Raw genomic sequence first — 21824 nt, 5'->3', positions numbered from 1 at the left:
ACCAACATATGCAAACTTGAATCAGGAAAAGTAAAATGAAATTGCGTCAGCTAATCCAAAATATTAATCAGCTTGTTCTCTCTATCCTTCTCATGTTGGGTTTGATTGTCATGACCGGGTGTCAGCAGCAGAAGGTTGAGCGTAAAAAAGAACTGTTGATCTATTGCGGTATTACTATGATTAAGCCTATGGCTGAAATTGCCGGTATTATAGAGCAGCAGTATGATTGTAAGGTGCTGATAACCAAGGGCGGGTCCGGCAATCTGTTGAAATCCATTAAAGCTAATAAGATCGGTGATCTTTATCTGCCCGGTTCCGGCTCCTATATTCAGGCCTGTCTTGAGCAGGGGCTGGTTACGGATACTGTCCACGTGGGATTCAATAAGGCTGCAATGATGGTCCAAAAAGGTAATCCTAAAAATATTCCGGGTAACTTGGATAGCATGGCCGACAACAATTACTATGTGGTGATCGGTAACCCTGAGAGCGGCAGTATTGGACGGGAGACAGAGAAAATTCTGACTAAAAAAGGGATATTTAATCAAGTTGCTGAAAATGTGCAGATGATGACTACGGATTCAAAAGATCTTGCCCGGGTTCTTAAGGATAAGGAGGCGGATCTTGTTATTAACTGGTACGCTACTTCCACTTGGCCTGAAAACAGGGATAGTTTAAGTGTGTTGCCGATCAGTGAGAAATATGCCGGAAAAAAGAAGTTGATAATCGGATTGCTGAGATTCTCCCGCTACCCTGAGATTTCCAAGGCTTTTATGGAGTATGCTGCCAGCGCAGAGGGCAGGGCCATATTTAATAAGTACGGACTATATGATGTTAAATAGAAAGTTCTCCGGCCTGCTAAAGGAACAGGTCACCTCCAAAGTATTGTTTCTTTGTTTGATCTTTTTTGTCTCTTTTGCAGTTATTTATATTGTGGATAGAGTGCAGTTGAATTCTCTGGACCGCTATGAATACGAGATCAAGAACCAGCAGGCCCGTTCCGAGTTGGGCAAGGCAATCATGCATCGTTTGCTCATGGTCGAGCTTGGTGTCGCAAGGATGATCGATACAACAGACATGCGTAAGGTTAAGGTCCTCAAGAATGATATTAATCACAGCCTTAGCAAGCTTGAAGATATCCTTTCTGTTTTGCAGAAGGGAGGGATTTTCAAGAATAGTTTTCCGGCGAATTTTTATGATACGGACCAAGTCGACGAGCAGATTTCCTTTCATAGGGAAAAGGAGGCGGGATATGCTCTGGAAGTTATTGACCTTAATCCTAAAGTGTATGAGCTGGAAGTAGCCATAGAAGGCATTTATTCTGTCATGCGGAAACTGCTTAGCACAGATGACAGCTCTTCATTGGAAAAAGTTCATGATGCGGTGAATTTCCGGGCCATGCAGATTGATGCTCTTATCCTTCGGGCCAGGGAGTCATCCAGTAAGATTTTTCATGAAACCCAGATTGAAATAAAGCGGCTGAGTACCCTTAAAGATCAGGCTTCTGCCAGAATGAATAATTTAAGGTTGGGTGTGTTTGCAGTTACTATTCCGCTCTGCCTGCTTATCTTTTTCCGTATTATCTTCAACATCCGCTCTATTCTGGACGACCGGAAGACCAAGGCCCGTAATCTCGAAGAGGCCAAGTCTGCCATTGAAACCATTCTCGATTCAATTCCGGTCGGAATGGTTATTATTAATGAAAATAGGGAAGTTATTAAAGTCAATTCAGAAGCCTTACGTCTTTTTGAGGCAGACTCAGAGGAAAGGGTTCTTGGGAATCGTTGCGATAAGGTCTTCTGTTTTTCTTCTGATCACGCTTGTCCGTTTTCACGTAATATTGAAGGTTCTTACGAGAATGAGGTGGAGGTCAAGACCGCCAAAGGTAAAAATATTACGGTGCTCAAGAACGCAGCCTATATCACCCTGTCAGGCGAGCGCCTTATTCTTGAAGCATTCATGGATATCAGCCAGCGGATTGAGATGGAAAAACGTCTCAAGGGTCAGCAGGATTACACTAATGCTGTTTTACAGGGTGTGCAGGCCGGGGTTGTTGTCATTGCTGCCGAGACACATACCATTGTGGATATGAATGAAACAGCGGCGCGGCTTATCGGTGTGGACCGTGAGGAAGCTTTAGGGGCGGTCTGTCACAAATATATTTGTCCGGCAGAAGTAGGTAAGTGTCCGGTTACTGATCTCGGGCAGGATATTGACCACAATGTTCGCAGGCTCGCTAACGGCAAATCGGTGTTGAAAAGTGTTGTGCCGTTCAAGCGGGGCGAGGAAACTTTTCTGCTTGAGAATTTTGTGGATATCACCGACAGGGTCTCTGCGGAAGATCAGCTCAAGGATGCTTTGGCATCTGCTGATTCTGCCAGTAAGGCCAAGTCAGAGTTTTTGTCCCGGATGAGCCATGAGTTGCGCACTCCCCTCAATGCCATTGTGGGATTTTCCGATATTTTATTGAGTGATGATGCTCTGTCCGGGAAGATGCGCTCTAATGTGGAGCATATTGCCACTGCCGGACATCATTTGAAAGATATGATTACTGAAGTGCTTGATTTTTCAATGGTTGAGTCCGGTAATTTTGCGATTAACCTTGAAGCCGTTGCTGTCGAAGAAATCTTAAGGGATTCTGTTGCTCTTATGGAACAGCAAGCTTCTGAGAGCGGTGTTGCAGTTTACATTGACAGCAGCATTGATCTCCTGCCTGAGCTTAAAGTGGATAGGACCAGATTTAAGCAGGTCATTCTAAACTTCCTCTCGAACGGAATTAAATACAACCATGAGGGTGGAAAAATTGAAATTTCAGGTGTTGATCGTGGTAGAGATGTCCTGTTGACCATTGCAGACAGTGGAATCGGTATTCCTGAGAAGAGACACGCTGATCTGTTTAAGCCTTTCAGCCGTTTTTTGGATAACGACTCTGATATTGAGGGAACCGGGATAGGGTTGGCTATTTCCCAGCAGTTGGTCGAGGCTATGGGCGGGACTATTGAATTTTCCAGTGTAGAAGGCAAAGGGACTACTTTTAGTCTTTCCATGCCGATTTTTGTTGCTGAGACCGATGATTCGGTTGAGCCGGTTGGTTCCGGGGAACCGGTCCCTACTATTCTATGTATTGAAGATGACCTCGTGAACGTTGATGAAATGCGGGAAATATCTTCCAACTGGAACGGATTCATTCTGATCGTCCGTAAAACAATTGAAAAAGGGTTGCGGGCTGTTTCGTTGCTGAGGCCGGACATTGTGTTGATCAGTGAAGAACTGGCCGGAGATATGCTTGGGCAAGTAATTGATGATGTTCGCGCTCAGGGTTTGGATGAGTGGAAGCCGTTTATTGTGCAGCTTGGTGAAGGCGAGATTCATGGTGCAGACAGCAGGATGGGTTTGCCTGTGAGTCTTGATGGGGTGCAGCAGATAGTGAATGAATGTAAGGAAAATAGATGGTTGATGCGCGAACACTGCTCGAATCCAGCATATTAATTGTTGATGACAATCCAATAAATATTGTCTTGCTGGAGAATATACTCGAACGCAATGGGTTCGAAAATTATACCTCCACCGCTGATCCGAGGACTGTGGTTCCACTTAATGCTGAAGAAAATTTCGATTTGATCCTATTGGATATCAGGATGCCGCACATGAGCGGTATAGAGGTTCTGAATGATTTGAAAGAGCAGATTCAGGGTGAATTTTTACCTGTTCTTGTCCTGACCGCTCAGACAGACGAGAAAACCCGGCAGGGAGCTCTTGAGGCCGGGGCTACAGATTTTTTAACCAAGCCTTTTCAGGCTTGGGAAGTAATGCTGCGGATCAATAATATGCTTGAGAGCAGGTATTACTATAAGCGTCAGGTCGAGCGTGCTGATATGCTGGAGGCTGAGGTCCGGCGCAGGACAAAAGCTATCCGTGAAACCCAATTAGAAATGGTACAGAGGCTGGGCAGAGCCGGAGAATTCCGTGACAACCAGACCGGGGCGCATGTTATCCGGGTGAGCCGGGTGGCGGAGATCATAGCCCGTGGATTGGGGCTTGATGAAGAGTCATGTGAGCTTATTCTCCACGCAAGTCCGATGCATGATGTTGGTAAGATTGCTGTTCCGGATTCCATCTTACTTAAGCCCGGATCGCTGACTGCTGAAGAGTGGGAAATCATGAAAGGTCACTCCGCCGTAGGCGGGGAGATTATGGGAGATCATCCGTCGGAACTTATCTGGGCTGCTTCCCAGATTGCCCTCTATCACCATGAAAGATGGGATGGTAAGGGGTACCCAGAAGGATTAAAGGGGAAGGACATTCCGCTTTTCGCCCGTATCACCGCAGTGAGCGATGTGTTTGATGCCCTGACCTCCGAGCGGTCTTACAAGGGATCATGGCCCATGGAAGAAGCTATTCAATTTATTAAGAATGAGTCCGGCAAGCAGTTTGATCCACGGATAGTCAGTGTCTTTTTAAATTACCTTCCAGAGATTCTTGCGGTCAGGGAGGAGTTTCCTGATCCTTAGCCGGACATCGCAAATAACAAAACAAAAAAGGGGTCAGCTTGAAATCACTAAGATTTTAGCTGCCCCCTTATTGTTATCTGGTACCGGGAGCGGGACTTGAGCAGTCTTTGTATGGATTTTTGTTATTAATAGGTTTATCTGTGATGAGTTGCGTCGAGTCTTTGTATTTATTAGTAATTTAGCAATAATAATCGATGATGCGTACTTCTCTGCATTTAAATGTGTGTGGATAATATTTTGTACAATTTGTTGTTTGTTATGCTGTAGAAAATGAGTGTGTTATGTTTTCGAAATTCAATTTGGAATTGATAATTAAAATTTTTTTAGGGGCTGTGGCAGGAATTCTCACTGGATATATTGTGTATGCGCTGCCTGCAGGGGCAGATGGTGCTATGAGTTTTAAGTTTTGGCTTAAGTACCCTGTTCGTAAGGGTATTATATGGTGGGCTTTAGGCGGTGGAGGGTATTTTGTATTATGGGCATTCGCTCATAAAGCTAGGTGATTTTTATAAGTCAAAATATATAATTAATGATGTAGTAGTTTTGTTTGGGTATGTGAGGTGTTTGTGGCAAGTTCTATATTTGAAAAATTGTTGTTAGAGAAAGTGAATCAGTTTAAAAAATCTTTTTCTGAAACTTCCTTAGAAGTGTTTCATGATGAGTCTCAAGGAAAACTGATCCATCCAGGAGAATATGGTACGTACCGGGAAGCTATCGTAAGAGATTTTCTTCGTTTCATTGTTCCATGCAGCTTGGATATTTCAACTGGTTTTTTAATCACATCAATGGATAACGTTAGTACTCAATGTGATGTAGTTATTTTTGATAGTAATATGACGCCTGTTTATGAAGAAAGTGATAGGCAAAGATTTTTTCCAATTGAATCCGTTCACGCAATAGCTGAGGTTAAGTCCACTCTATCAAAAAAGCAGTTTGTCGAAGCAATAAATAAACTGGCAAGGAACAAAGCTCTATCTGAAAGAATGGATTCTAGGCCTGTGATTGTTAAAAAAAGCATATCTGGAGGATATGACCCAAGAAATTGTCCCTATGATGTTATCCCTTCATTTCTGATTTGTCAGAAACTTGATTTTAATATTTCAAATATTGAAAATGAGTTAGATGGATATTACAATTATGAAGTCGAGTATAGGCATAGGCACAATATGATATTAAGCCTTGAAGATGGTTTGTTACTGTACTGTGTAGAAGACGGTAAGAGCTTTCCGTATAGTAGTGCGAGAGGGATTAATTTAAAAAATCGGTTTATTTTTTCTGGTGATAATGATTATTGTCAGTTTAAGGTCTTTGCAGCATTTATATTTATGATTACTACAAGTAAAACCCTTTTTTTTCCTGATATAGTAAACTATATGGGGAGTGTTGAAGGAAGTTTTCAACGGGATCAAAGTTGATGTATATTTTTTTTGAATATATCTTGGCAAGTCACAGTGCTAGTCAATCATTGCGCCAGAAATTCTAGAATATACATGTACGAATAATATAAGGGTTATTTGGGGATAACCCAAAACAAAAAAGGGTTCAGCTTGAAATCACTAAGATTTTAGCTGAACCCTTATTTTTATCTGGTACCGGGAGCGGGACTTGAACCCGCACAATCGCAAGGATTACGAGATTTTAAGTCTCGGGTGTCTACCAATTCCACCATCCCGGCACGGAAGTAATGCTTGATATACTTTGTCTTTTAAGTAGTCAAGCTTAGAGATAACATATTACAGAAGATTTTTTATGTCGAGATAGTTCCGGTACAGTCTTTTGCTGATTCGCGAGAACTTGTCGAGGTCGGAAACTATTTCGAGTCCGGGGATAATTGCCCTTGTTACCGGGATTTCGAGATCCTTGCGGGTCAGGTCCACATAGTAAGGGGCAAATCCGTTGGCTGCCAGTGTGTTTTCTATGACCATAACGTCGCCTTCCGCACTTCCGGTGGTCAGGTCGGGCAGTTCTTCGAGTTTGCGTACCGGGAGGCCTTCGGGAGTTTCAGAAGTAGGCGGTCCGGGGAAGGGGTAGGGGATTTCGGTAAGTGCCGAGAGCAAGGCCCGTTTGCCGGAAAGCGAACAGCCGCCGCCCTTGTTGATATCTCCGTGCTTGCCTACTGCAAAGGCGGTGTAGCAGGGGATTCCCAGTTCGGAGGTCATATCCTGAAACCATACCTTGATGCCGCTCTGTTCAAGAGCGTTAAGATGCTTCTGCACTTCTTCATCTTCGGTCTCAATGGTGAAACACCTTTCCTTGTCAAAGGGAATGGTGGAATTGCTGTCCCGTTCCAGAACTTCCAGCAGGCCGCTCAGGCGTGCTTCAGCCTCGGTGTTGCCGGATGCAAGCCCGGTAGAGCTTAGGCCGCTGAACAGGTTCTGTTCATCAAGGTTACAGAACAGGAAGACATGCTGCACAGGAACTTGAGCCTGCACATGTTTTTCTCCGTCAAATTTTTCTGCGGGCATCCACCAGATTTCCTGACCTTCGTAAGGAGTCTCAAGGCCGAGGTCGTCGGGGTTGATAGCCGGACCTTCCTTGGAAATTTCTTCGTATGATCCTTTGCTGACAGGCAGGGAAGCTGCGCGGTTGGCAACACCTGATTTGCCGATGCTTGCGTAGGAGCTGACTCTCTCGGCAACTTCCATGGCACAGGAAACACAGGCCTGCTCAAAGGTGAAGCCTCGTCCATAGCTGGTCTGGATAGCGCGCAGGGAGTTGCTCAAGCAGCCGTTGTCGGTGCGGTTTTCGACCATCCAGTTGTGCAGTACAGCAAAGGGACTGAGGCAGCCTTTCTGGCGCATCTGGGGGCCCATGAATACGCCGACAGCTTCAAGTTTCTTGTTGGCATTGGCGGTGACTTCCTCAATGGGGGCGCGTTCCTTGGCCGGAGGAAGCTTGGATTCGTTTTCCAGCTTTACACGGATGCTGGTGGCTGTGGTGAAATCTTTGGAGGGCAGGTCTCCATTATTGTAAAGCTGCTCGATTCCTGCTTCTTCTATTGTCGGCAGTTCCCGGTGCATTTCCATGTTGTCGGAGAATATTCCAGTCCATTTATTGTGCAGGGGCTGATCGTTCAGCAGGTGGGAGCGCAGGTGCAGGGTCGGGCTGAATTCTTTGAGTTCTTCAGCGTCAAATGTTGCTTCCACTTCAGCGCGCAGGGAAGCAAGGCGGGGATGGGTGATGGCTGCTTCGTAAATGAGTGCGGCGAGCACTTTTTTCTTTGAATCGTCCTTGATTTCCTTGATCAGCTTTTGAATTTTGCGGGTACGGTGTTTACCCAGCATCTCCAGCATGTGGCGGTGCATGAATTCGTCGTAAGGATGTGCTTCCAGATGGGCCAGTACTTCGGAAAAGCTCAGGTTGGGACCGGGGAACGCGGCAAAGCATCCGGTTCCGGAAAGGGTGTCCATGAGTTTGAGTTCGTAGCGCATATTTTCCCCTGATTATTGTTTTCTGAAATAAATTTTTTCAGTAATTAAACATTGAGTCGGTCAGCGTGTGTTATCCTTATCTTTGAAGGATGTCACGTTAACTTCCGACCAAGACGGTATGATATTTGAGACATCAAGTGAAGAGGGAATATATGAGCTCGGAAAAATCTCATTCAAAAAAAATAATTCTGCACGGGGCTGTTATTATGGCGGTAGTGGGTATCCTTTCTTTTGCGGTAGAGCATTACGGGGAAGGGCACCTATCAGCAATAACCGCATGGATAGAGGCCAGAGGTAATTATGCTCCGCTTCTGTTTATGGTCATAAATGTGGTCGGCATGGTGCTGGTAATTCCGCAGACCCTCTTTACTGTGGTGGCCGGAGTTTTGTTCGGGGCAGTGAAAGGAACGGCTATGTGTCTGGCCAGTATGGCCGTAGGATCGTCCATTTCTTTTTTTCTGGGAAGGTTTGTGTTGCGGGGACGGGTATTCAAGAAATTTCGCCATGACCCAAATTTTATGAAGATGGAAATGCTCAGCCGAAAGCATCCGATCAAGGTTCTGGCTTTGAGCAGGATTGTTCCGGTTGTTCCATATTCTGTTGCCAACTATCTCTGGGCGGCTACCGGGGTGCGCTTCCTGCCGTTCCTGATCATGAGCGTAGTCTGTTTGATCCCTGAGACTGTTTTTCTCACAGCCGGAGGGCATCTTCTGTCTTCCGGCGTGCGTATGGGGACAGTGGATTGGGAAATGCTGGCCGTGTTGGCAGTCGCTGCCGCACTGATATATTTACTTGTTCGGGCCGTGCAGCGCAGTCTTGAGCAGGACAGCAATGAAATTAAGTAGTTGGGCGTCATAAATTGCTGGAGTGTATAAAATATGAAATATGTTTGAAAGCAGAGAGGGGGACTGGTATTATAAAAAATATTTTATTCTAGGTTCTGCGGAGATAATAGCTGATGGCCAAAGTCTGCACTTTTTGTCGAACATGGATCTTGACCCCTCTTCTGCCTATTGCTGTCTTTTTAGGGTTGATTGCTTTTGGGCTTGCCTACCGTGAGTCTACTTCTCATATGGAAATGCTGCGCAATATAGAGACTTCATTTATCAGTTCCAGCGCGGTCAGTACCGAACTTGAGATGAACAAGATGCTTTCCGGTTTACGTTTTTTATTGGGACATGACTCGCTTTATAAACTTGATAATGGACAAAAGGATGCTTCTCTCGCAATTCTCAAAAATGAATTTATCCATTTTTTAAATGTATCTGGAAGGTTTGATAAGATTAGAATTATTGATACTGCTGGTAAGGAGATTCTAAGGGTAAATTACGGAAAGAATGGCGCATATCGGGTTGCTGAGGAAGAGCTTCAGGATAAGTCTGACAGGTATTACTTTAAAGAGGCAATCCGGCTTGGCCCTGAGGAATTTTATTCCTCTACATTTGATTTGAATATGGAGAACGGAAAGGTTGAAGACCCTATTAAGCCAATGATTCGTGCTGCTACCCCGCTTTTTGATGCGAGAGGGGCAAGGTCCGGTTTGCTGGTTGTTAATTTTTTAGGCCAGAGTGTATTGGATAGTTTGGGGCATAATTTTTTGGAATCGCATGGTGAATTCATGTTTTTGAATCAGGACGGCTTGTATCTTTTGGGCGGTTCTGAGGGCTGTAATTGGTCTTTTATGTATCCGGAACGTAAGCAATGTTCTTTTGAAAAATTGTTTCCTGATGCTTGGGTACGTATTTATGAACATGATTCCGGGCAATTCCAGACCGGTGATGGTCTTTTCACATTCAGAACAGTAATTCTTTCGCCAGATGAAAAGAGTAAGCATGCTGCCGATAGTGAGTCTCTGCGAGAACGGAAATGGAAGCTGGTTACCCATGTATCTGCTTTTGAGGTCTGGATGCATTCCTCGTTGCCGTATGTTTTGGCGGTTGTAATCTATGTTCTGGTGCTTTTGGTGCTGGTTGCGCTGACTGCAGCTAAGCGGCGTAAGGATACTGAACTCCAGCACTCCCTTTCCGAATTTGAGGCTCTTTTTGAAAACAGCGCCGTGGGCATAGCCTATATGAAATCATTGAGGATTATGCACAGGGTTAACTCCCGTTTCTGTGAGATTGTCGGGTATCAACCTGACGAGCTTTTGGGGCAGAGCACTCAAATTCTTTATATCTCTGACAAGACTTTTGCTAAATTTTGGTACTCAGTGAAAGATCCTCTTGAAGCTGGGGAGATTGTTCAGCGTGAATTGCAACTACGGCATAAGGATGGAAGTGTTGTCTGGGGTAGTGTTACCGGGCGTGCTGTGTCTCCTCCTATACTTGAACAGGGCATAATCTGGACATTGGAGGATGTTTCTGCCCGCAAGGATCTGGAAAAGCTCCACGAAGATGTAGAAAGGATTATGCGTCATGATCTTAAGGCTCCCCTTAATGGCATCATCAATCTCCCGGTTATCATTGCTGCTGGGGGAGGGCTTAATGAAGAGCAGAAAGAATGCTTAAATATGATTGAAGAGGCTGGTCTGAGGATGCTGAATCAGATAAATTCGTCGCTTAATTTGTATCAGATCGAGACTGGTACCTATCGTTATGTACCTGAGTTGGTGGATATTAAGTCTGTTTTGTTGAAGCTTACCAAGGAGCTTGAGCATGTTGCCGACGCAAGGGAGGTTGATATCCTTTTGCAGTCTGGGAACGGACGGTCGCTGGATGAGATTTCATTGCAGGTCAAAGGCAGGAAAGATTTTTGTCAATCCATGTTTTCCAATATTTTGAAAAATGCTGTAGAAGCATCTCCAAATGGAAAACCGGTGACAGTATCTGTTTTTGCTGATGTTGTCCCTGTCGTTAAAATCCATAATTCAGGTAGTATTCCTGCTGAAATAAGGGATGTTTTTTTCGAAAAATATTCAACTTCAGGAAAGAAAAACGGCTTAGGGCTAGGAAGCTACAGTGCCCGCCTGCTTATGGAAGCCCAGCTTGGCAAGGTTGAAATGGAAACCTCTGAAGATAAGGGAACTACAATCTCATTTATTTTTGAGAATGGGTAGATGATTGGCAACAGTCTATTTTATTTAAGTACCGTCGCCATTGATTTTTGACCTGATTTAAATTGCATCACGTAAAGCGGCTTTTCCGCTCCATTGCCTTGAAATGTTATTTTTCCGCATACTCCTTCGAAATCTTTGACCTGCCCCAGTCCGTTGCGGATTGCTGCGGAGGTTGTGCCATGTTTTTGTGCGGTTGCAGCGAGAAGCATAATGGAGTCAAAGCCTAAAGCAGCGTATCCGGTTTGGGGTACGTTGCCGAAGAGTTCTTTGTATGATTTCACAAAAGAACGCACCAGCGGTGTTTCGCGGTCCATGGCCGCTTGTGATGCAAAATAAACGGTTGAAGGATAATCTTTCATGGGCTGTTGCATAGGAACGGTATCAAACGAAGTTCCGCCGAGAATGGAGTAAGTCAGCTGGTCCTCTTTGAGTTGCTTGAGCAGTTTTGCGGCGATGCGTGCCGGGGCAAAGATTATTACAGCTTCCACCTGCGGTTTAGCCGGTTCGGTTTCCCGCTTCTGGATGGTAATACCTGCTGCGCTGTCTACAAAGTCGCTGACCCCGACGGTGTCATTTATGACAGTGCTGTTCGTGGGCTGCGGAGGATTAAGTTCTTGCAGCTTCTTGCTGATGAAAGACAAATCCGGGTCCGGTTCAGTGATGCGCATTTCAGCCATAATTTTGCCTCCATTGCGCTTGAAACGGCGGGCATAGCTGTCCGCCTGCCGGGCGGTGCTGTCTGCGAGGTCGGAACGGACCAGCATGATGTTATCGATCTGCATTGTGTTTGTGGTGAATTCGGCTAGAAGCTGCCCGGTCCTGATGTCCGGCACGGCGAGGGTAAAAATATTTGAGCCGATGTGGGAGAGCGAATCAGCTTGAGCTCCGGTGCATAGAAAGGGAAGCTGCACAGCCTGAAAAGCCGGCCCTGCAGTGAGGGCTGCGTTGTCGTCAATTATCCCGGTTGCGGCGATAATCCCTTTGGATTGGGCCAGTTTGTTGGCTCCCTTGAGGATTCCTGTGGTTTCACTGGTGGTGGATTCTATTTCTAGCCTGATTTTGATTTCACCTTTTGAGTTATTGATTTTTTGTATAGCCAGCAGTGCTCCATTCAGGGCTTCCTGTGCGGTGGGGGCCTGACTTGATTTAAGGCCGAAAATTGTACCCAGTACGATTTCCCCGGCATATAGCTGGGTTGGTAGGCAGCAGATTATAGCCAGCAGTAGTGTAATAATTCTCATGTGCCGCTTCCCTTACGCTCTTTGCGTGTCTTGACGATTTTGAAGGTCCGTTTTTTGGGAGGCTCTTCTGTTTTTGGCTGTTCCGGTTGTTTCTTTTGGGAGCTACCTTGTTTCATTCTTTCCACGGCTTCATCGTGCCTTTTCTCTTCGGCAGCGGCTTTTTCCTGCTCGAGTTTCAACTCAGCTTCTTTCTTGTGCCGCTCTGCTTCGCGGAGTTTTCTTTTGGTCTTAAATTCAGAAACAGCTTCCGTGAAATCTGTTTTTTTGTTGGTGAAGGCCACCTTTCCGGCATGTACGATTTCAGTAAGTTTTTTTACTTCCCAGAGTTCAATGGGGCGGGGGTGTTTGATATAAACCGGAATGATTTCATGGTGGTGCATGTCTATGGAAAGAGGTAGCTGGCTGGTGAGTATGGAGCGTTTGAAGATACGCGAGGTATTTAGGTAGCTGGAAACAAAGCTGTCCGGTTCCGGGTTGCAGGCATCGTCAAAATAGATGGCAATGATGATGTCGATCTGTCGCTTTACGCATTCCATGATCGGCACTGGGGAGGAGAATGCGCCGTCAATAAGCCTTTTGCCGTCAATATTTCCCGGAGGCATGAGCGGGTAGATGGCGCTGCTGGCGTATATGGCCTGAGCAAGGTTTCCTTCTTCAAGGATGACCGGCTTGCCGGTTTCAAGGTCGGTAGTGGCGATCAGGGTCTTGGGGGAGAGGTCGGAAATGTCAGTTTTTTTGAAAAGAGCTTCGTAGGTCCGGCGTAAGCAGTCTGTTTTGAGGATGCCGGATTCAGCAGTGAATTTGCCCATGCCGGTGCTGGCGATCTCAAGCACGGAATTATAATCCACGTCGGTATAAAAACGCGGGTCTACGGTTTTGGAAAAGACTTCCTGAATTTGTTTGAGGTCGTAACCTGCGCCCATAAATCCGGCCAGCAAAGCGCCACCGCTGACTCCGATGACCAGATCAAGATTTATCTTTTCTTCCTGCAGATACTCTATAAAAGGAAGAGCGCAGAATGATTTTATCCCTTCCGAACCAATGATCAAAGCAACGGAAGGGCGTTCAGGTGCTTTTGGGACCTTCTTTTGCTCTTCTGTCGCTTTTTCGTCTTCAAGTGATTCGGGTTTACTGTTCTTTTCCATCTTCTCTCCCATGCTTTAATGTAAAAGATACATGGGCTGAGTGGAAAAAACAATATTAATTACCCGGAGATGGACTCCAGAAAAGACTTGAATGCCGGAAACATGTTGTTGACCATTACCGCTACGCCTTCGCTGTTGGGGTGGACCCCGTCGGGCTGGTAATATTCCGGTGCTTCACCGATCCCTTCGGTCAGGGACGGGTAGAGGGGAATGCTGAATTCTTCGGCAACATCAGTGAAGATGCGGTTGAATTCAGATGAGTAGGATTGCGGGGTGAAGTTCATGGGTTTGAAGCCAAGCAGCAGGACCGGGATACTTGCTTCCTGAAAAGCTTCAACCATGCGGGAAATGTTTATTCTGGTCTGTTCCGGGTCCATGAGCTGGAAGCAGTCATTGGCACCGAATTCGATGTATGCTGCATCCGGCTCGCTTTCAAGCACATTGGCAAGGCGGAAGAGCCCGTCCGCGGAAGTATCCCCGGACAGGCCGAAATTGTTTATGGCCACATGGAAGCCTTCTTCCAGCAATCTGCGTTCAAGCTGTGCCGGAAGGGAACTGTACGCCGGAAGACCGTAACCTTCGGTGAGGCTGTCCCCGAATGCTGCCAATGTGATTTTAGCCATGTCTATTTTTCTCCTTCGCGCAGCCAGCTTTGGAAGCGGGCAACCTCTTCCTTCCACTGGTCTGAGATGCGGATGGTGATGAATTCTTTGAAGACATGGTCAAAAAGGGCGATGCATTTTTCTATCAAATAGATCTTCTCCAGAAATTTTGCGTCCGGGTCGTCGCCTTCTTCATCTTTCATGTCCACTTTAGGGGTTTTCAGTCCGCTCATAGTGAAATCTTCAGCTTTGATCTGAACCTGCCAGAGGTTCTCGTCGATCTCCATCTTCAGCTGGCAGCGGGTAACTTTTTTACCGGTGCGCAACCCGTAGAGAACTTCGGTCATGTCGCCGCTGGCAGAGTTGACTGTAGCGGTATCAACGTTTTCACCGTCGCCACCCTGCACGGACATGCGCTGTTCCATGTAGAGCATGAAGCGTTCGCCGTTTTCCAGCTCAAACATGCCGTCCTGAATTTCACTTTTATACCAGAGCCAGGTCAGGAAATCCTGGCCCAGAAGTGTGTTTTCCCTTTCGGCTAGCATCATGAGGTCCATAACTGGTGCTCCTTTGAGTAAAGTCTTTTGTTCCCTAGCCTACAAAATAGGTGGGGTCGAGCGATTCGAGTTTCTGTACAGCCTCTTCGCCGAGCATTTCCATTGCCAGAAAGAAGGGGGTCAGCGGTTCAAGGGTCAGTTCGAAGGTATCGGAAAAATGGTCGGTAAACAGGTCCATGACCTTGGTATTGGTAGCCGCAAGGTAGACCCGGTTTTCCGGTACGTTCCAGACCACATCGAAAACAGCCGGGATGGGCAGGGAGCGTGCGCGCAGCTTAAGGGTAACTTGTTCCTTAATTTCCCTTTTACGGTCGCGGGAGATGAAATTTTTTCCCTCTTTCTTGGCTTCAGCAAGCTCATGGTTCAGCGCGATCTGAAAATGTTTTTTCAATACTGCGGGCTGGATTCTGCGGGTATCAAGGCGCAGGGAAAAGGTGAAGTACTGGGCCTTTTCCGGCGGTGATACAGCCCATTTGTCATCAAGCATATCATCCATGTTCACCCAGCCGAAGGAACGTTCCTCAGCGGTGTGGTCAATGTCCATGAATGCGAATTTTGCTAATTTTTCGGGTATTTCCCGGATCAGTTCATCGCTGACTTCTTCCAGAATTCTGTATCTGGTTATTCCTGTGCTGGCTGAAAGTATAGGCAAAGTGTGCTCCTTGAACCGACTGTCACCCTTTTGGCACTGCCGGATTTATTTCGCTGTGATGATAAACACAAACGATATCTGTTATGACCATTTTTTCAGGATGTAAAGGGAAAGAATTCCCGATCTGCTGAGTATGGCATATTAGGTGCATAATATATTTCAGTTGTAGAAGATTGTAAATCAGGTAACCGCCCAAAGGAGGATTCAGTCAGTATGAGCTGAAGCAAGCTGGTGGAGGTCGTTATGACTCTCATTGAAGTACGCACCGAAGGTAAGTATATCGTAATTGGTAACCAGCGTAGGAAAAAGTTGACATCCGACGGATGCAATGAGCCGTTTAAAGATCGTTTCTGGTGCCCGCGCAAGAAGTGGTTTATGAAAAAGCAATGCCCATTTATAAATAAAATTGAGTGCGGAAATTATCGCCAGATGTGCGGCTCACTATAAGCTCGTACAGCACTGATAGAATATTTTTGACTCCTCTTGCTTTTGTTTTGCCCGGGTCCTAATATCCAAGCAAAACAGAATCAGGAGGAGTTATGGTTTCCGGTAACCCATACGAATTGCTGGCGGATCGGCTGGAAAGTATTGCCACACAGGTCCGCGAAATTGAGGAACAGGCGCGTAAAGTTCTTTATGGCGATAATGATGACGATGGTTATAGAGAGTTAATGCGTCAAAAGGCCATGGTTCTGGCGGGGCTTGCTGCTGAGGTAGAACCTCAGGCCGAATCCGCTTCGAATGAGGTTAAAGAGCGAATTGAGCGCTTTTCTATATCTGCGTCCCAATCCCTTGAGGTTGGCAGTGTCTTTTTTATGTCTGCACTTCTGTATCCCGAGGATCATCAGGAAGGCGAACCTAATGATCTGGAAATTTTTGCGGCTAATGTAAGAGCAATGTCTTAAAGATAAATAAGTTAGCACTTGCACCTTTGACAGGCTGTGTTATTTTGTTTCTATGGGCTGTTGCTTTTGCCAATGTGTTAGTATATCAAATGGCGTCGGGTCAAAGGGAGGAGCAGACAGCCTTTGGGAGTCTGTTTTTTGACTTATTGCAGGATATATAAATGCTTAATGCAGAAAAAAGTGCTGTCGGTGTAAATGTTTTGGATGGAGCGACTAGGCCTTTGAATATTTTACTTGCAGAAGATTGCGAGAACAATGTGCTTCTGGTGCAATTGTACCTGAAGAAGTTTCCTTATTCCATTGATGTGGCCGAAAACGGCAGCGAAGCTTTTGAATTGTTCCAGCGTAAAGAATACGACGTAGTTCTCATGGATATTGAGATGCCTGTAACTGACGGTTATGAGGCAACTACACTTATGCGTAGTTTCGAGAAAGAGAACAGCCGGGAAAAGACTCCCATTGTGGCTGTTACTGCACATGCCCTGCCGGAGAATGAAGATAAGGCTTACGAAGTCGGATGTGACTTTTTTCTTACCAAGCCTGTCCGCAAGGCAGACCTGATCTCCACTGTTCAAAAATATGCGACAGGTGAAGTCTGTTAAACTTTAGAGTTTCAAGTATATTTATATAAAAGGGCTGACATAGATAATTATGTCAGCCCTTTTTTATTTAATTATATGGATGTAGTATTAGAGTCCGTTAACTACATTTATTGTCTTTCCCTTCAGAAAAGAGCGCACATTCTCTACCGTTGTGTTGGTAAGTCTGGATCGGGCTTCAAGGGTTGCCCATGCAATATGAGGTGTAATTGTTAAATTCGGTGCTCCCGAAAGGGGGTTGCCGGGGAGCATCGGTTCTTCTTCTACTACATCCAGAGCAGCTCCGACGATTACTCCTTTAGTCAAAGCTTGCGCAAGGTCTGCTTCATTGATGAGTGGACCACGGGCAGTATTGATCAGGTAAGCGTTTGCTTTCATGGTCGAAAGCAATTTCTTGTTGACGAAATTTTCATTCTCAGCAGTCAAGGGGCAGTGCAGGGATATAACATCAGCCGCACTGAAGATTTCTTCAAGCGATACAAAGCTGAAAGGGGTGTATTCCGGTTCCGGCTTAGGTCTTGGTGCATAGGCCAGAACTTCCATGCCGAATGAGTTGGCGATGACACCTACTTTTTTGCCTATGTCTCCGAATCCGACAATTCCCATCTTTTTTCCGGCCAGTTCAACGAGCGGTGCGTTCCAGAAACAGAAATCTTCCTGCTGCGCCCATTGACCGTTTTTCACGGCCTGATCGTGTGTGGCTACCCTGTTGGCATGGTTAAGGAGTAGGGCGAAAACATGCTGGGCAACGGAAGGAGGGGAGTATCCCGGAACATTTGATACCGGGATATTTCTGGCTGCGGCTGCATCCAGATCGACAACGTTATATCCGGTGGCAAGGACAGAAATAAATTTGAGTTTGGGGAGACCATTTATGATGTCCGCATCCAACACGGTCTTGTTGGTCAGGATAATGTCCGCCCCAGTAGCTCTTTCGCGAATTTGCTCAGGCTTTGTACGGTCGTAAACCGTTATTTCACAGAGTTCTTCCAGTCCGGTCCATGGATTGTCGCCGGGATTTAGAGTGTAACCGTCAAGAATAACTGTTTTCATGGACTGTTTCCCGCAATTCCCGTTCTAAGTACGGGGTTAGAGCTTGAATTTTTTATCGGATGCCGGAGCAACACCGCGTTTTTTTTGGGCTTCGATTTCTCTTGCCATTTCTTCTTCGGTTCTATCGGGGTGTTTGCCGGAGTGTTTCTTCTGGATCAAACGTTTCTGTGCGGCGAGGACTATCTTGCTGATAACCTTGTCCTGAGATCTTTCCAGATCGGTAAACTCACAGCCCACTATTTTCGGGGTTCTTCTGGCAATTTTAAGTTTTAAGTTTTTCAGGACAGGTTTTCCGGACCAGATTAATACTGCATCTATGACAGTCCCTACTGGGAATTCCTTGCTGCTGGCAAAGCCGATGCCGCTGGCGCTGATGTCCAGTATGCGGCATTTGACCCTTGGGGTGCGGCAGATGACGTGCATATTATCCACGTCAATCCTGAAAGCGCGACGTGCGGCAGGAACATCTTTTTGCGGCTTGAATTCAATATCCAGCGATTCGTCCGTACTTCGGCCAAGCATGCGGTCCAGCTTGGTCTTCAGCTTGCCCACCAGTCCGGGTTTGTTTTCTGTTTTATCCTTCCCCATTCTTGTCCCCTGATGAAATTAAGAAAGTAACAACGATTAACTGCTGTATAATGCGCTAGTATTGTTAAGCTTAATTTATTTCTATAGTCGGTGTTATCATATATGTATGAAGTAGTTTGTCAATATTTATACTTAAACTAGAGCTTGACATTATTGGAAAATATAGCGAAGACTAATTAAAATTTTTGTAATGAATCGGGTTAAATACTTGGAGGTATTTGGGAATGATCGGCGAACTTATCAGCAACATGGGCCACAGCACAACTGCTGGCTTTGTAGGTGTTTCTCTTATTTTTGGTTATCTTGCATGGATGCTTTTCATGATCTTTCGCAGGATTAATGAAACCAAAAACGAAGGTCACCATTAAAAAAATTTCGAAAAGACTATTTGTTCTTTTCAATAAAAAAAGGCCCGCATTTGCGGGCCTTTTTTTTTATTTGAATTTGTTGTTTATCGCTGTCAGCTGTTCCAGCACTATTTCCAACTGGGCATCAAAGATGTGAGCCAGATCTTTCAGTTTCTGGTCTTTGGCTTTGGCCAGAATGTCCCGGATAAATATTTTTCGCCGATTGAAATCGTTGTATGCATATCCGCACTTTCTTTTAAGTAGTTCAGCTTCCCTGCTATGAAATTTCTTTTCACGTTTTACAAGGTTAACCACAGAAAAGAGTGAGGTCAGGCTGTGTACCTGCATTTTGCTGGTTTTGCACATGTCGGCCATATCCTGCAGGGCATATACCCGGTCCGGCTGAGTGTCGGCCCCGGTTATTTTGTCGATTTTCATGCCCAATGTCCTGAAAGAGGCTTCAACACCGGAAAGTTTGTTAAATTGTGTTGAAATGTCCGGGATTTCACAAAATCCGGCACAGGGTGCAAGCAGGGCCATGATGACAATTAAAGTGATGACTGTTTTTTTCATTAACTCTTCGCCTTTGCGTCGTTGTATATTTCCATCAAATACTGGCCGTAGTCATTTTTGAGCATATCCGTAGCCATGGCTTTCAGCTCATCAAGGGAAACATAGCCCATGCGGAAGGCAATCTCTTCCAGACAGGCCAGCATGAAGCCCTGTCTTTCCTGAACTGCTTCAACATAAGAAGCAGCCCGGAGCAGAGACTGGTGGGTGCCCATATCAAGCCATGCGTAACCTCGCCCGAGCAGTTCCACATTGAGCTTGCCGCGCTTGAGGTATTCGTTGTTTACATCAGTGATTTCAAGTTCACCGCGTGCTGATGGCTTGATGCTTTTAGCTATTTCAATGACTGAATTGTCGTAAAAATACAGGCCGGTTACCGCAAATTTCGATTTGGGGACCTCCGGCTTTTCCTCAATGCTGATTACGGTCTGGTTTTTGTCGAACTCAACTACGCCGTATCGTTTTGGGTCCTTGACCGCGTAAGCGAAAACCGTCCCGCCTTCCTTGAGTGCGGCAGTCTTTTGCAGGATATGCGGCAGGTCGTGCCCGTAAAAGATGTTGTCCCCGAGGATCAGGCTGACACTGTCGTCCCCAATGAACTCTTCGCCGATAATGAATGCTTGGGCGAGTCCTTCCGGTTCCGGCTGGACCTTGTACGAAATATTGATGCCTAAGTTTGATCCGTCACCGAGAAGGTCCTCGAATCTGTGCAGGTCCTCGGGGGTGGAGATGATCAGGATATCACGGATGCCTGACATCATGTGGATGGAGAGCGGGTAGTAGATCATGGGTTTGTCATAAACAGGCAGAAGCTGTTTACTGACCACTCTTGTCAGGGGATAAAGTCTGGTGCCGGACCCCCCGGCCAGAATAATTCCTTTCATATTATACCTTCCTCACAGTGATTATCTCTGGTAAGCCGTAATTAAATTAACAATAAAATCTTGAGGTGTCTGCACTTATAGCATTAAATAGCCTGAATTTGTCCACATCCGCAAACAAGGAGTTTTCGTTCTATGCGCGGCCCCATGTTTTCACTGCCCACAGTCTTTTTTCTGGGCGTCATTTTTTTTGTCCTCATATTCTTTTTGTTTATATTTGTACAGGTTGGTCTCATTACCGTAGCTTTCTCCAAGCTGGGACTTACGCCGGGGCAGGGTTTTCTGCTGCTTATTGCCACTTTGTTCGGGAGTGGGGTGAATATTCCGGTCTTCCGTTCTGAAAGGCTGGTCCCTGATGTGCGCATCAGGCGGGTGCGCATGTTTAACCCTTATTCACCAATGGATACCCAGCGTGATGCCGCAACCCTGACCAATCAGGTGGTGGCGGTAAATTTTGGCGGCTGTGTGATTCCGGTGCTGCTTTCTCTGTCCTTACTTGGTCGGTACGGTTTCGATTTTTCTATCCTGCTCTGTGTGGCAGTGGTCAGTGCGGCAACCTACGCCCTTGCACGGCCTATTCCCGGTGTTGGGATCGGAATTCCGGTACTCATTCCGCCGTTGATCACCGCTTTTGCGGCCCTGATTCTCGTTCAGGGTGAAATGGCGCCTATAGCAGCCTATGTTGCGGGAAGCCTTGGAACCTTGATAGGTGCGGACCTGTTGCATCTTGCCACTCCGGCCACTCGGAGGGTGCTTGATGCTCCGGTTGTCTCCATAGGCGGAGCCGGGACTTTTGATGGAATTTTTATTACCGGGATTCTGGCTGTTTTGCTGGCCTGATTTTGATAAGGAGTTTTTTGTGCTTGAATGTGATTTTTCTACGACAAATGGAGCAGGTCCCGGCAGCATGATTATGTTAGGTGATTCCCGTTTCCTGCCGCAAGGATGTGTCTATGCTTCTATTTCTGGGGCTACTAAAGTTTTACGGGCCGGAATGGTTCTTGAGGGCGGCGGAGTTGAGCTTATGCGTGTAACCTCTGGGTTCTGGACTTCCGGGGTGCCTGGGGCAAAGTCATGGACTGCTGAAGTGTTGGCTGAGTTGCCCGACGGGGTCGCAGAACTGACTATAAAAAAAGAAGGCTATTCGCTCGCGTATATAACATTGAGTGACAAGGGTGCAGCCGGGGAAAGAAAGGATGAGGCCGGACCGTTAATTGGAGAAATGATAAAAAATGCACTTCCGGTTTCCATTGTCCAAGGCTATCTGATCCCGGATGAGTGCGCTGATTTGAAGGCGCTGCTCATGCATCTGGCCCATGTGGATGGCTTTGACCTGATCATGACCACCGGAGGGACAGGAGTGGGGCCGCGAGATGTTTCCCCTGAGGCGACTCTTGCGGTGATTGAGAAGAGGTTGCCCGGGTTCGAACGGGCTATTACTGCCACCGGATTGGAAAAAACTCCCCATGCCATGATTTCTCGGGCTGTGGCCGGTACTTTGGGGGAAAGTGTTGTTGTGAATTTTCCCGGAAGCCCCAAGGCCGTACGGGAAAGTCTTGAAGCAGTTCTCCCCGCTTTGAAGCATACAGTGGACAAATTACAGGGGGATAAAACCGATTGTGCGGCTGTTTCCTAGTGTTTAAAACAAAATTGTTGCTTGATTCCTTGCGCGGGAACATCTATATAGGTT

22 protein-coding genes and 1 tRNA gene are annotated in these 21824 nt (G+C 46.2%); 12 read left to right on the top strand and 11 right to left on the bottom strand.

Annotation, left to right across the window (positions count from 1 at the left end; all coding sequences use genetic code 11):
- Positions 1–35: 35 nt before the first annotated feature.
- The 4 genes from ACO05Z_RS13565 (at position 36) to ACO05Z_RS13550 (ending at position 5923) form a co-directional block, all read left to right on the top strand.
- Positions 36–839, top strand: coding sequence for a substrate-binding domain-containing protein (locus tag ACO05Z_RS13565; RefSeq protein ID WP_421902705.1), 804 nt, complete (start codon positions 36–38; stop codon positions 837–839).
- Entirely contained in the window at positions 829–3486 is a 2658-nt protein-coding gene (locus ACO05Z_RS13560) for an ATP-binding protein (protein ID WP_421902704.1), read from the top strand. Before ACO05Z_RS13565 ends, ACO05Z_RS13560 begins: the two co-directional genes overlap by 11 nt.
- Positions 3447–4508 carry an HD domain-containing phosphohydrolase gene (locus ACO05Z_RS13555; protein WP_421902703.1) on the top strand — a complete coding sequence of 354 codons (1062 nt, stop codon included), beginning with the start codon at positions 3447–3449 and terminating at the stop codon, positions 4506–4508. Before ACO05Z_RS13560 ends, ACO05Z_RS13555 begins: the two co-directional genes overlap by 40 nt.
- A 566-nt stretch (positions 4509–5074) precedes the next feature.
- Positions 5075–5923 (top strand): DUF6602 domain-containing protein, encoded by an 849-nt coding sequence (locus tag ACO05Z_RS13550; protein WP_421902702.1) that lies wholly within the window; start codon positions 5075–5077, stop codon positions 5921–5923.
- Between the two features lie 172 nt (positions 5924–6095).
- On the opposite strand, the gene ACO05Z_RS13545 is transcribed toward ACO05Z_RS13550, so the two are convergent.
- Both ACO05Z_RS13545 and ACO05Z_RS13540 read right to left on the bottom strand, forming a co-directional pair.
- Positions 6096–6183, bottom strand: a tRNA-Leu gene (locus tag ACO05Z_RS13545).
- Between the two features lie 58 nt (positions 6184–6241).
- Positions 6242–7939, bottom strand: coding sequence for a YcaO-like family protein (locus ACO05Z_RS13540; RefSeq protein WP_421902701.1), 1698 nt, complete (start codon positions 7937–7939; stop codon positions 6242–6244).
- 152 nt (positions 7940–8091) lie between these two features.
- Between ACO05Z_RS13540 and ACO05Z_RS13535 the strand changes: the two genes are divergently transcribed.
- Complete coding sequence (locus tag ACO05Z_RS13535) at positions 8092–8784, top strand: TVP38/TMEM64 family protein (protein ID WP_421902700.1); 693 nt, start codon at positions 8092–8094, stop codon at positions 8782–8784.
- Between the two features lie 113 nt (positions 8785–8897).
- Positions 8898–10994 (top strand): PAS domain S-box protein, encoded by a 2097-nt coding sequence (locus tag ACO05Z_RS13530; protein ID WP_421902699.1) that lies wholly within the window; start codon positions 8898–8900, stop codon positions 10992–10994.
- Between the two features lie 20 nt (positions 10995–11014).
- Here the strand turns inward: ACO05Z_RS13530 and ACO05Z_RS13525 are convergent, their stop codons facing one another.
- The 5 genes from ACO05Z_RS13525 to rdgC are packed head-to-tail and all read right to left on the bottom strand — an operon-like array spanning position 11015 to position 15191.
- On the bottom strand, positions 11015–12235 hold the full coding sequence (locus tag ACO05Z_RS13525) for an ABC transporter substrate-binding protein (protein WP_421902698.1): 1221 nt from the start codon (positions 12233–12235) through the stop codon (positions 11015–11017).
- A complete protein-coding gene (locus tag ACO05Z_RS13520; RefSeq protein ID WP_421902697.1) occupies positions 12232–13380 on the bottom strand; it encodes a patatin-like phospholipase family protein in 1149 nt (382 codons plus the stop codon). The genes ACO05Z_RS13525 and ACO05Z_RS13520 overlap by 4 nt, the downstream gene beginning before the upstream one ends.
- Before the next feature lie 59 nt (positions 13381–13439).
- On the bottom strand, positions 13440–14003 hold the full coding sequence (locus ACO05Z_RS13515; protein ID WP_421902696.1) for an arylesterase: 564 nt from the start codon (positions 14001–14003) through the stop codon (positions 13440–13442).
- A gap of 2 nt (positions 14004–14005) precedes the next feature.
- Entirely contained in the window at positions 14006–14539 is a 534-nt protein-coding gene (locus ACO05Z_RS13510; protein WP_421902695.1) for a hypothetical protein, read from the bottom strand.
- 34 nt (positions 14540–14573) lie between these two features.
- A complete protein-coding gene (gene rdgC, locus ACO05Z_RS13505; protein ID WP_421902694.1) occupies positions 14574–15191 on the bottom strand; it encodes a recombination-associated protein RdgC in 618 nt (205 codons plus the stop codon).
- A gap of 243 nt (positions 15192–15434) precedes the next feature.
- Here rdgC and ACO05Z_RS13500 point away from each other — a divergent pair, with 243 nt between their 5' ends.
- From ACO05Z_RS13500 to ACO05Z_RS13490, 3 genes are all read left to right on the top strand, one after another.
- On the top strand, positions 15435–15638 hold the full coding sequence (locus tag ACO05Z_RS13500) for a hypothetical protein (protein WP_421902693.1): 204 nt from the start codon (positions 15435–15437) through the stop codon (positions 15636–15638).
- Between the two features lie 92 nt (positions 15639–15730).
- Positions 15731–16096: a hypothetical protein gene (locus tag ACO05Z_RS13495; RefSeq protein WP_421902692.1), complete on the top strand. Its 366-nt coding sequence runs from the start codon at positions 15731–15733 to the stop codon at positions 16094–16096.
- A 161-nt stretch (positions 16097–16257) separates the two neighbouring features.
- Positions 16258–16698 carry a response regulator gene (locus ACO05Z_RS13490; RefSeq protein ID WP_421902691.1) on the top strand — a complete coding sequence of 147 codons (441 nt, stop codon included), beginning with the start codon at positions 16258–16260 and terminating at the stop codon, positions 16696–16698.
- An 87-nt stretch (positions 16699–16785) separates the two neighbouring features.
- Here the strand turns inward: ACO05Z_RS13490 and ACO05Z_RS13485 are convergent, their stop codons facing one another.
- A complete protein-coding gene (locus ACO05Z_RS13485) occupies positions 16786–17748 on the bottom strand; it encodes a D-2-hydroxyacid dehydrogenase (protein WP_421902690.1) in 963 nt (320 codons plus the stop codon).
- Between the two features lie 36 nt (positions 17749–17784).
- Positions 17785–18336 (bottom strand): PilZ domain-containing protein, encoded by a 552-nt coding sequence (locus tag ACO05Z_RS13480; RefSeq protein WP_421902689.1) that lies wholly within the window; start codon positions 18334–18336, stop codon positions 17785–17787.
- Between the two features lie 224 nt (positions 18337–18560).
- Here ACO05Z_RS13480 and ACO05Z_RS13475 point away from each other — a divergent pair, with 224 nt between their 5' ends.
- Positions 18561–18704 (top strand): hypothetical protein, encoded by a 144-nt coding sequence (locus tag ACO05Z_RS13475; RefSeq protein WP_015852496.1) that lies wholly within the window; start codon positions 18561–18563, stop codon positions 18702–18704.
- A 66-nt stretch (positions 18705–18770) separates the two neighbouring features.
- Here the strand turns inward: ACO05Z_RS13475 and ACO05Z_RS13470 are convergent, their stop codons facing one another.
- Together ACO05Z_RS13470 and rfbA are read right to left on the bottom strand one after the other, a co-directional pair.
- Positions 18771–19256, bottom strand: a complete 486-nt coding sequence (locus tag ACO05Z_RS13470) for a hypothetical protein (protein ID WP_421902688.1) — start codon at positions 19254–19256, stop codon at positions 18771–18773.
- Positions 19256–20137 (bottom strand): glucose-1-phosphate thymidylyltransferase RfbA, encoded by an 882-nt coding sequence (gene rfbA / locus ACO05Z_RS13465; protein WP_421902687.1) that lies wholly within the window; start codon positions 20135–20137, stop codon positions 19256–19258. The genes ACO05Z_RS13470 and rfbA overlap by 1 nt, the downstream gene beginning before the upstream one ends.
- A gap of 132 nt (positions 20138–20269) precedes the next feature.
- Here rfbA and ACO05Z_RS13460 point away from each other — a divergent pair, with 132 nt between their 5' ends.
- On the top strand, positions 20270–20974 hold the full coding sequence (locus tag ACO05Z_RS13460) for a DUF1614 domain-containing protein (protein ID WP_421902686.1): 705 nt from the start codon (positions 20270–20272) through the stop codon (positions 20972–20974).
- Between the two features lie 19 nt (positions 20975–20993).
- Complete coding sequence (locus ACO05Z_RS13455; protein WP_421902685.1) at positions 20994–21770, top strand: MogA/MoaB family molybdenum cofactor biosynthesis protein; 777 nt, start codon at positions 20994–20996, stop codon at positions 21768–21770.
- The last annotated feature ends 54 nt before the right edge of the window (positions 21771–21824 follow it).

The organism is Maridesulfovibrio sp. (assembly GCF_965230075.1).
Taxonomy (GTDB): domain Bacteria; phylum Desulfobacterota; class Desulfovibrionia; order Desulfovibrionales; family Desulfovibrionaceae; genus Maridesulfovibrio.
The sequence above is the reverse complement of the archived record's forward strand: the minus strand, read 5'-3'. Positions and strand labels throughout refer to the sequence as shown.

What these genes read in the sequence shown, in the direction of transcription:
- ACO05Z_RS13490 (WP_421902691.1), top strand. Translation starts at nt 16,258, where the DNA reads ATGCTTAATGCAGAAAAAAGTGCTGTCGGTGTAAATGTTTTGGATGGA.
- ACO05Z_RS13460 (WP_421902686.1), top strand. Translation starts at nt 20,270, where the DNA reads ATGCGCGGCCCCATGTTTTCACTGCCCACAGTCTTTTTTCTGGGCGTC.
- ACO05Z_RS13525 (WP_421902698.1), bottom strand. Translation starts at nt 12,235, where the DNA reads ATGAGAATTATTACACTACTGCTGGCTATAATCTGCTGCCTACCAACC.
- rfbA (WP_421902687.1), bottom strand. Translation starts at nt 20,137, where the DNA reads ATGAAAGGAATTATTCTGGCCGGGGGGTCCGGCACCAGACTTTATCCC.
- ACO05Z_RS13520 (WP_421902697.1), bottom strand. Translation starts at nt 13,380, where the DNA reads ATGGAAAAGAACAGTAAACCCGAATCACTTGAAGACGAAAAAGCGACA.
- ACO05Z_RS13555 (WP_421902703.1), top strand. Translation starts at nt 3,447, where the DNA reads ATGGTTGATGCGCGAACACTGCTCGAATCCAGCATATTAATTGTTGAT.
- ACO05Z_RS13565 (WP_421902705.1), top strand. Translation starts at nt 36, where the DNA reads ATGAAATTGCGTCAGCTAATCCAAAATATTAATCAGCTTGTTCTCTCT.
- ACO05Z_RS13470 (WP_421902688.1), bottom strand. Translation starts at nt 19,256, where the DNA reads ATGAAAAAAACAGTCATCACTTTAATTGTCATCATGGCCCTGCTTGCA.
- ACO05Z_RS13495 (WP_421902692.1), top strand. Translation starts at nt 15,731, where the DNA reads ATGGTTTCCGGTAACCCATACGAATTGCTGGCGGATCGGCTGGAAAGT.
- ACO05Z_RS13510 (WP_421902695.1), bottom strand. Translation starts at nt 14,539, where the DNA reads ATGGACCTCATGATGCTAGCCGAAAGGGAAAACACACTTCTGGGCCAG.
- ACO05Z_RS13535 (WP_421902700.1), top strand. Translation starts at nt 8,092, where the DNA reads ATGAGCTCGGAAAAATCTCATTCAAAAAAAATAATTCTGCACGGGGCT.
- ACO05Z_RS13485 (WP_421902690.1), bottom strand. Translation starts at nt 17,748, where the DNA reads ATGAAAACAGTTATTCTTGACGGTTACACTCTAAATCCCGGCGACAAT.
- ACO05Z_RS13540 (WP_421902701.1), bottom strand. Translation starts at nt 7,939, where the DNA reads ATGCGCTACGAACTCAAACTCATGGACACCCTTTCCGGAACCGGATGC.
- ACO05Z_RS13480 (WP_421902689.1), bottom strand. Translation starts at nt 18,336, where the DNA reads ATGGGGAAGGATAAAACAGAAAACAAACCCGGACTGGTGGGCAAGCTG.
- ACO05Z_RS13530 (WP_421902699.1), top strand. Translation starts at nt 8,898, where the DNA reads ATGGCCAAAGTCTGCACTTTTTGTCGAACATGGATCTTGACCCCTCTT.
- ACO05Z_RS13515 (WP_421902696.1), bottom strand. Translation starts at nt 14,003, where the DNA reads ATGGCTAAAATCACATTGGCAGCATTCGGGGACAGCCTCACCGAAGGT.
- ACO05Z_RS13475 (WP_015852496.1), top strand. Translation starts at nt 18,561, where the DNA reads ATGATCGGCGAACTTATCAGCAACATGGGCCACAGCACAACTGCTGGC.
- ACO05Z_RS13500 (WP_421902693.1), top strand. Translation starts at nt 15,435, where the DNA reads ATGACTCTCATTGAAGTACGCACCGAAGGTAAGTATATCGTAATTGGT.
- ACO05Z_RS13560 (WP_421902704.1), top strand. Translation starts at nt 829, where the DNA reads ATGTTAAATAGAAAGTTCTCCGGCCTGCTAAAGGAACAGGTCACCTCC.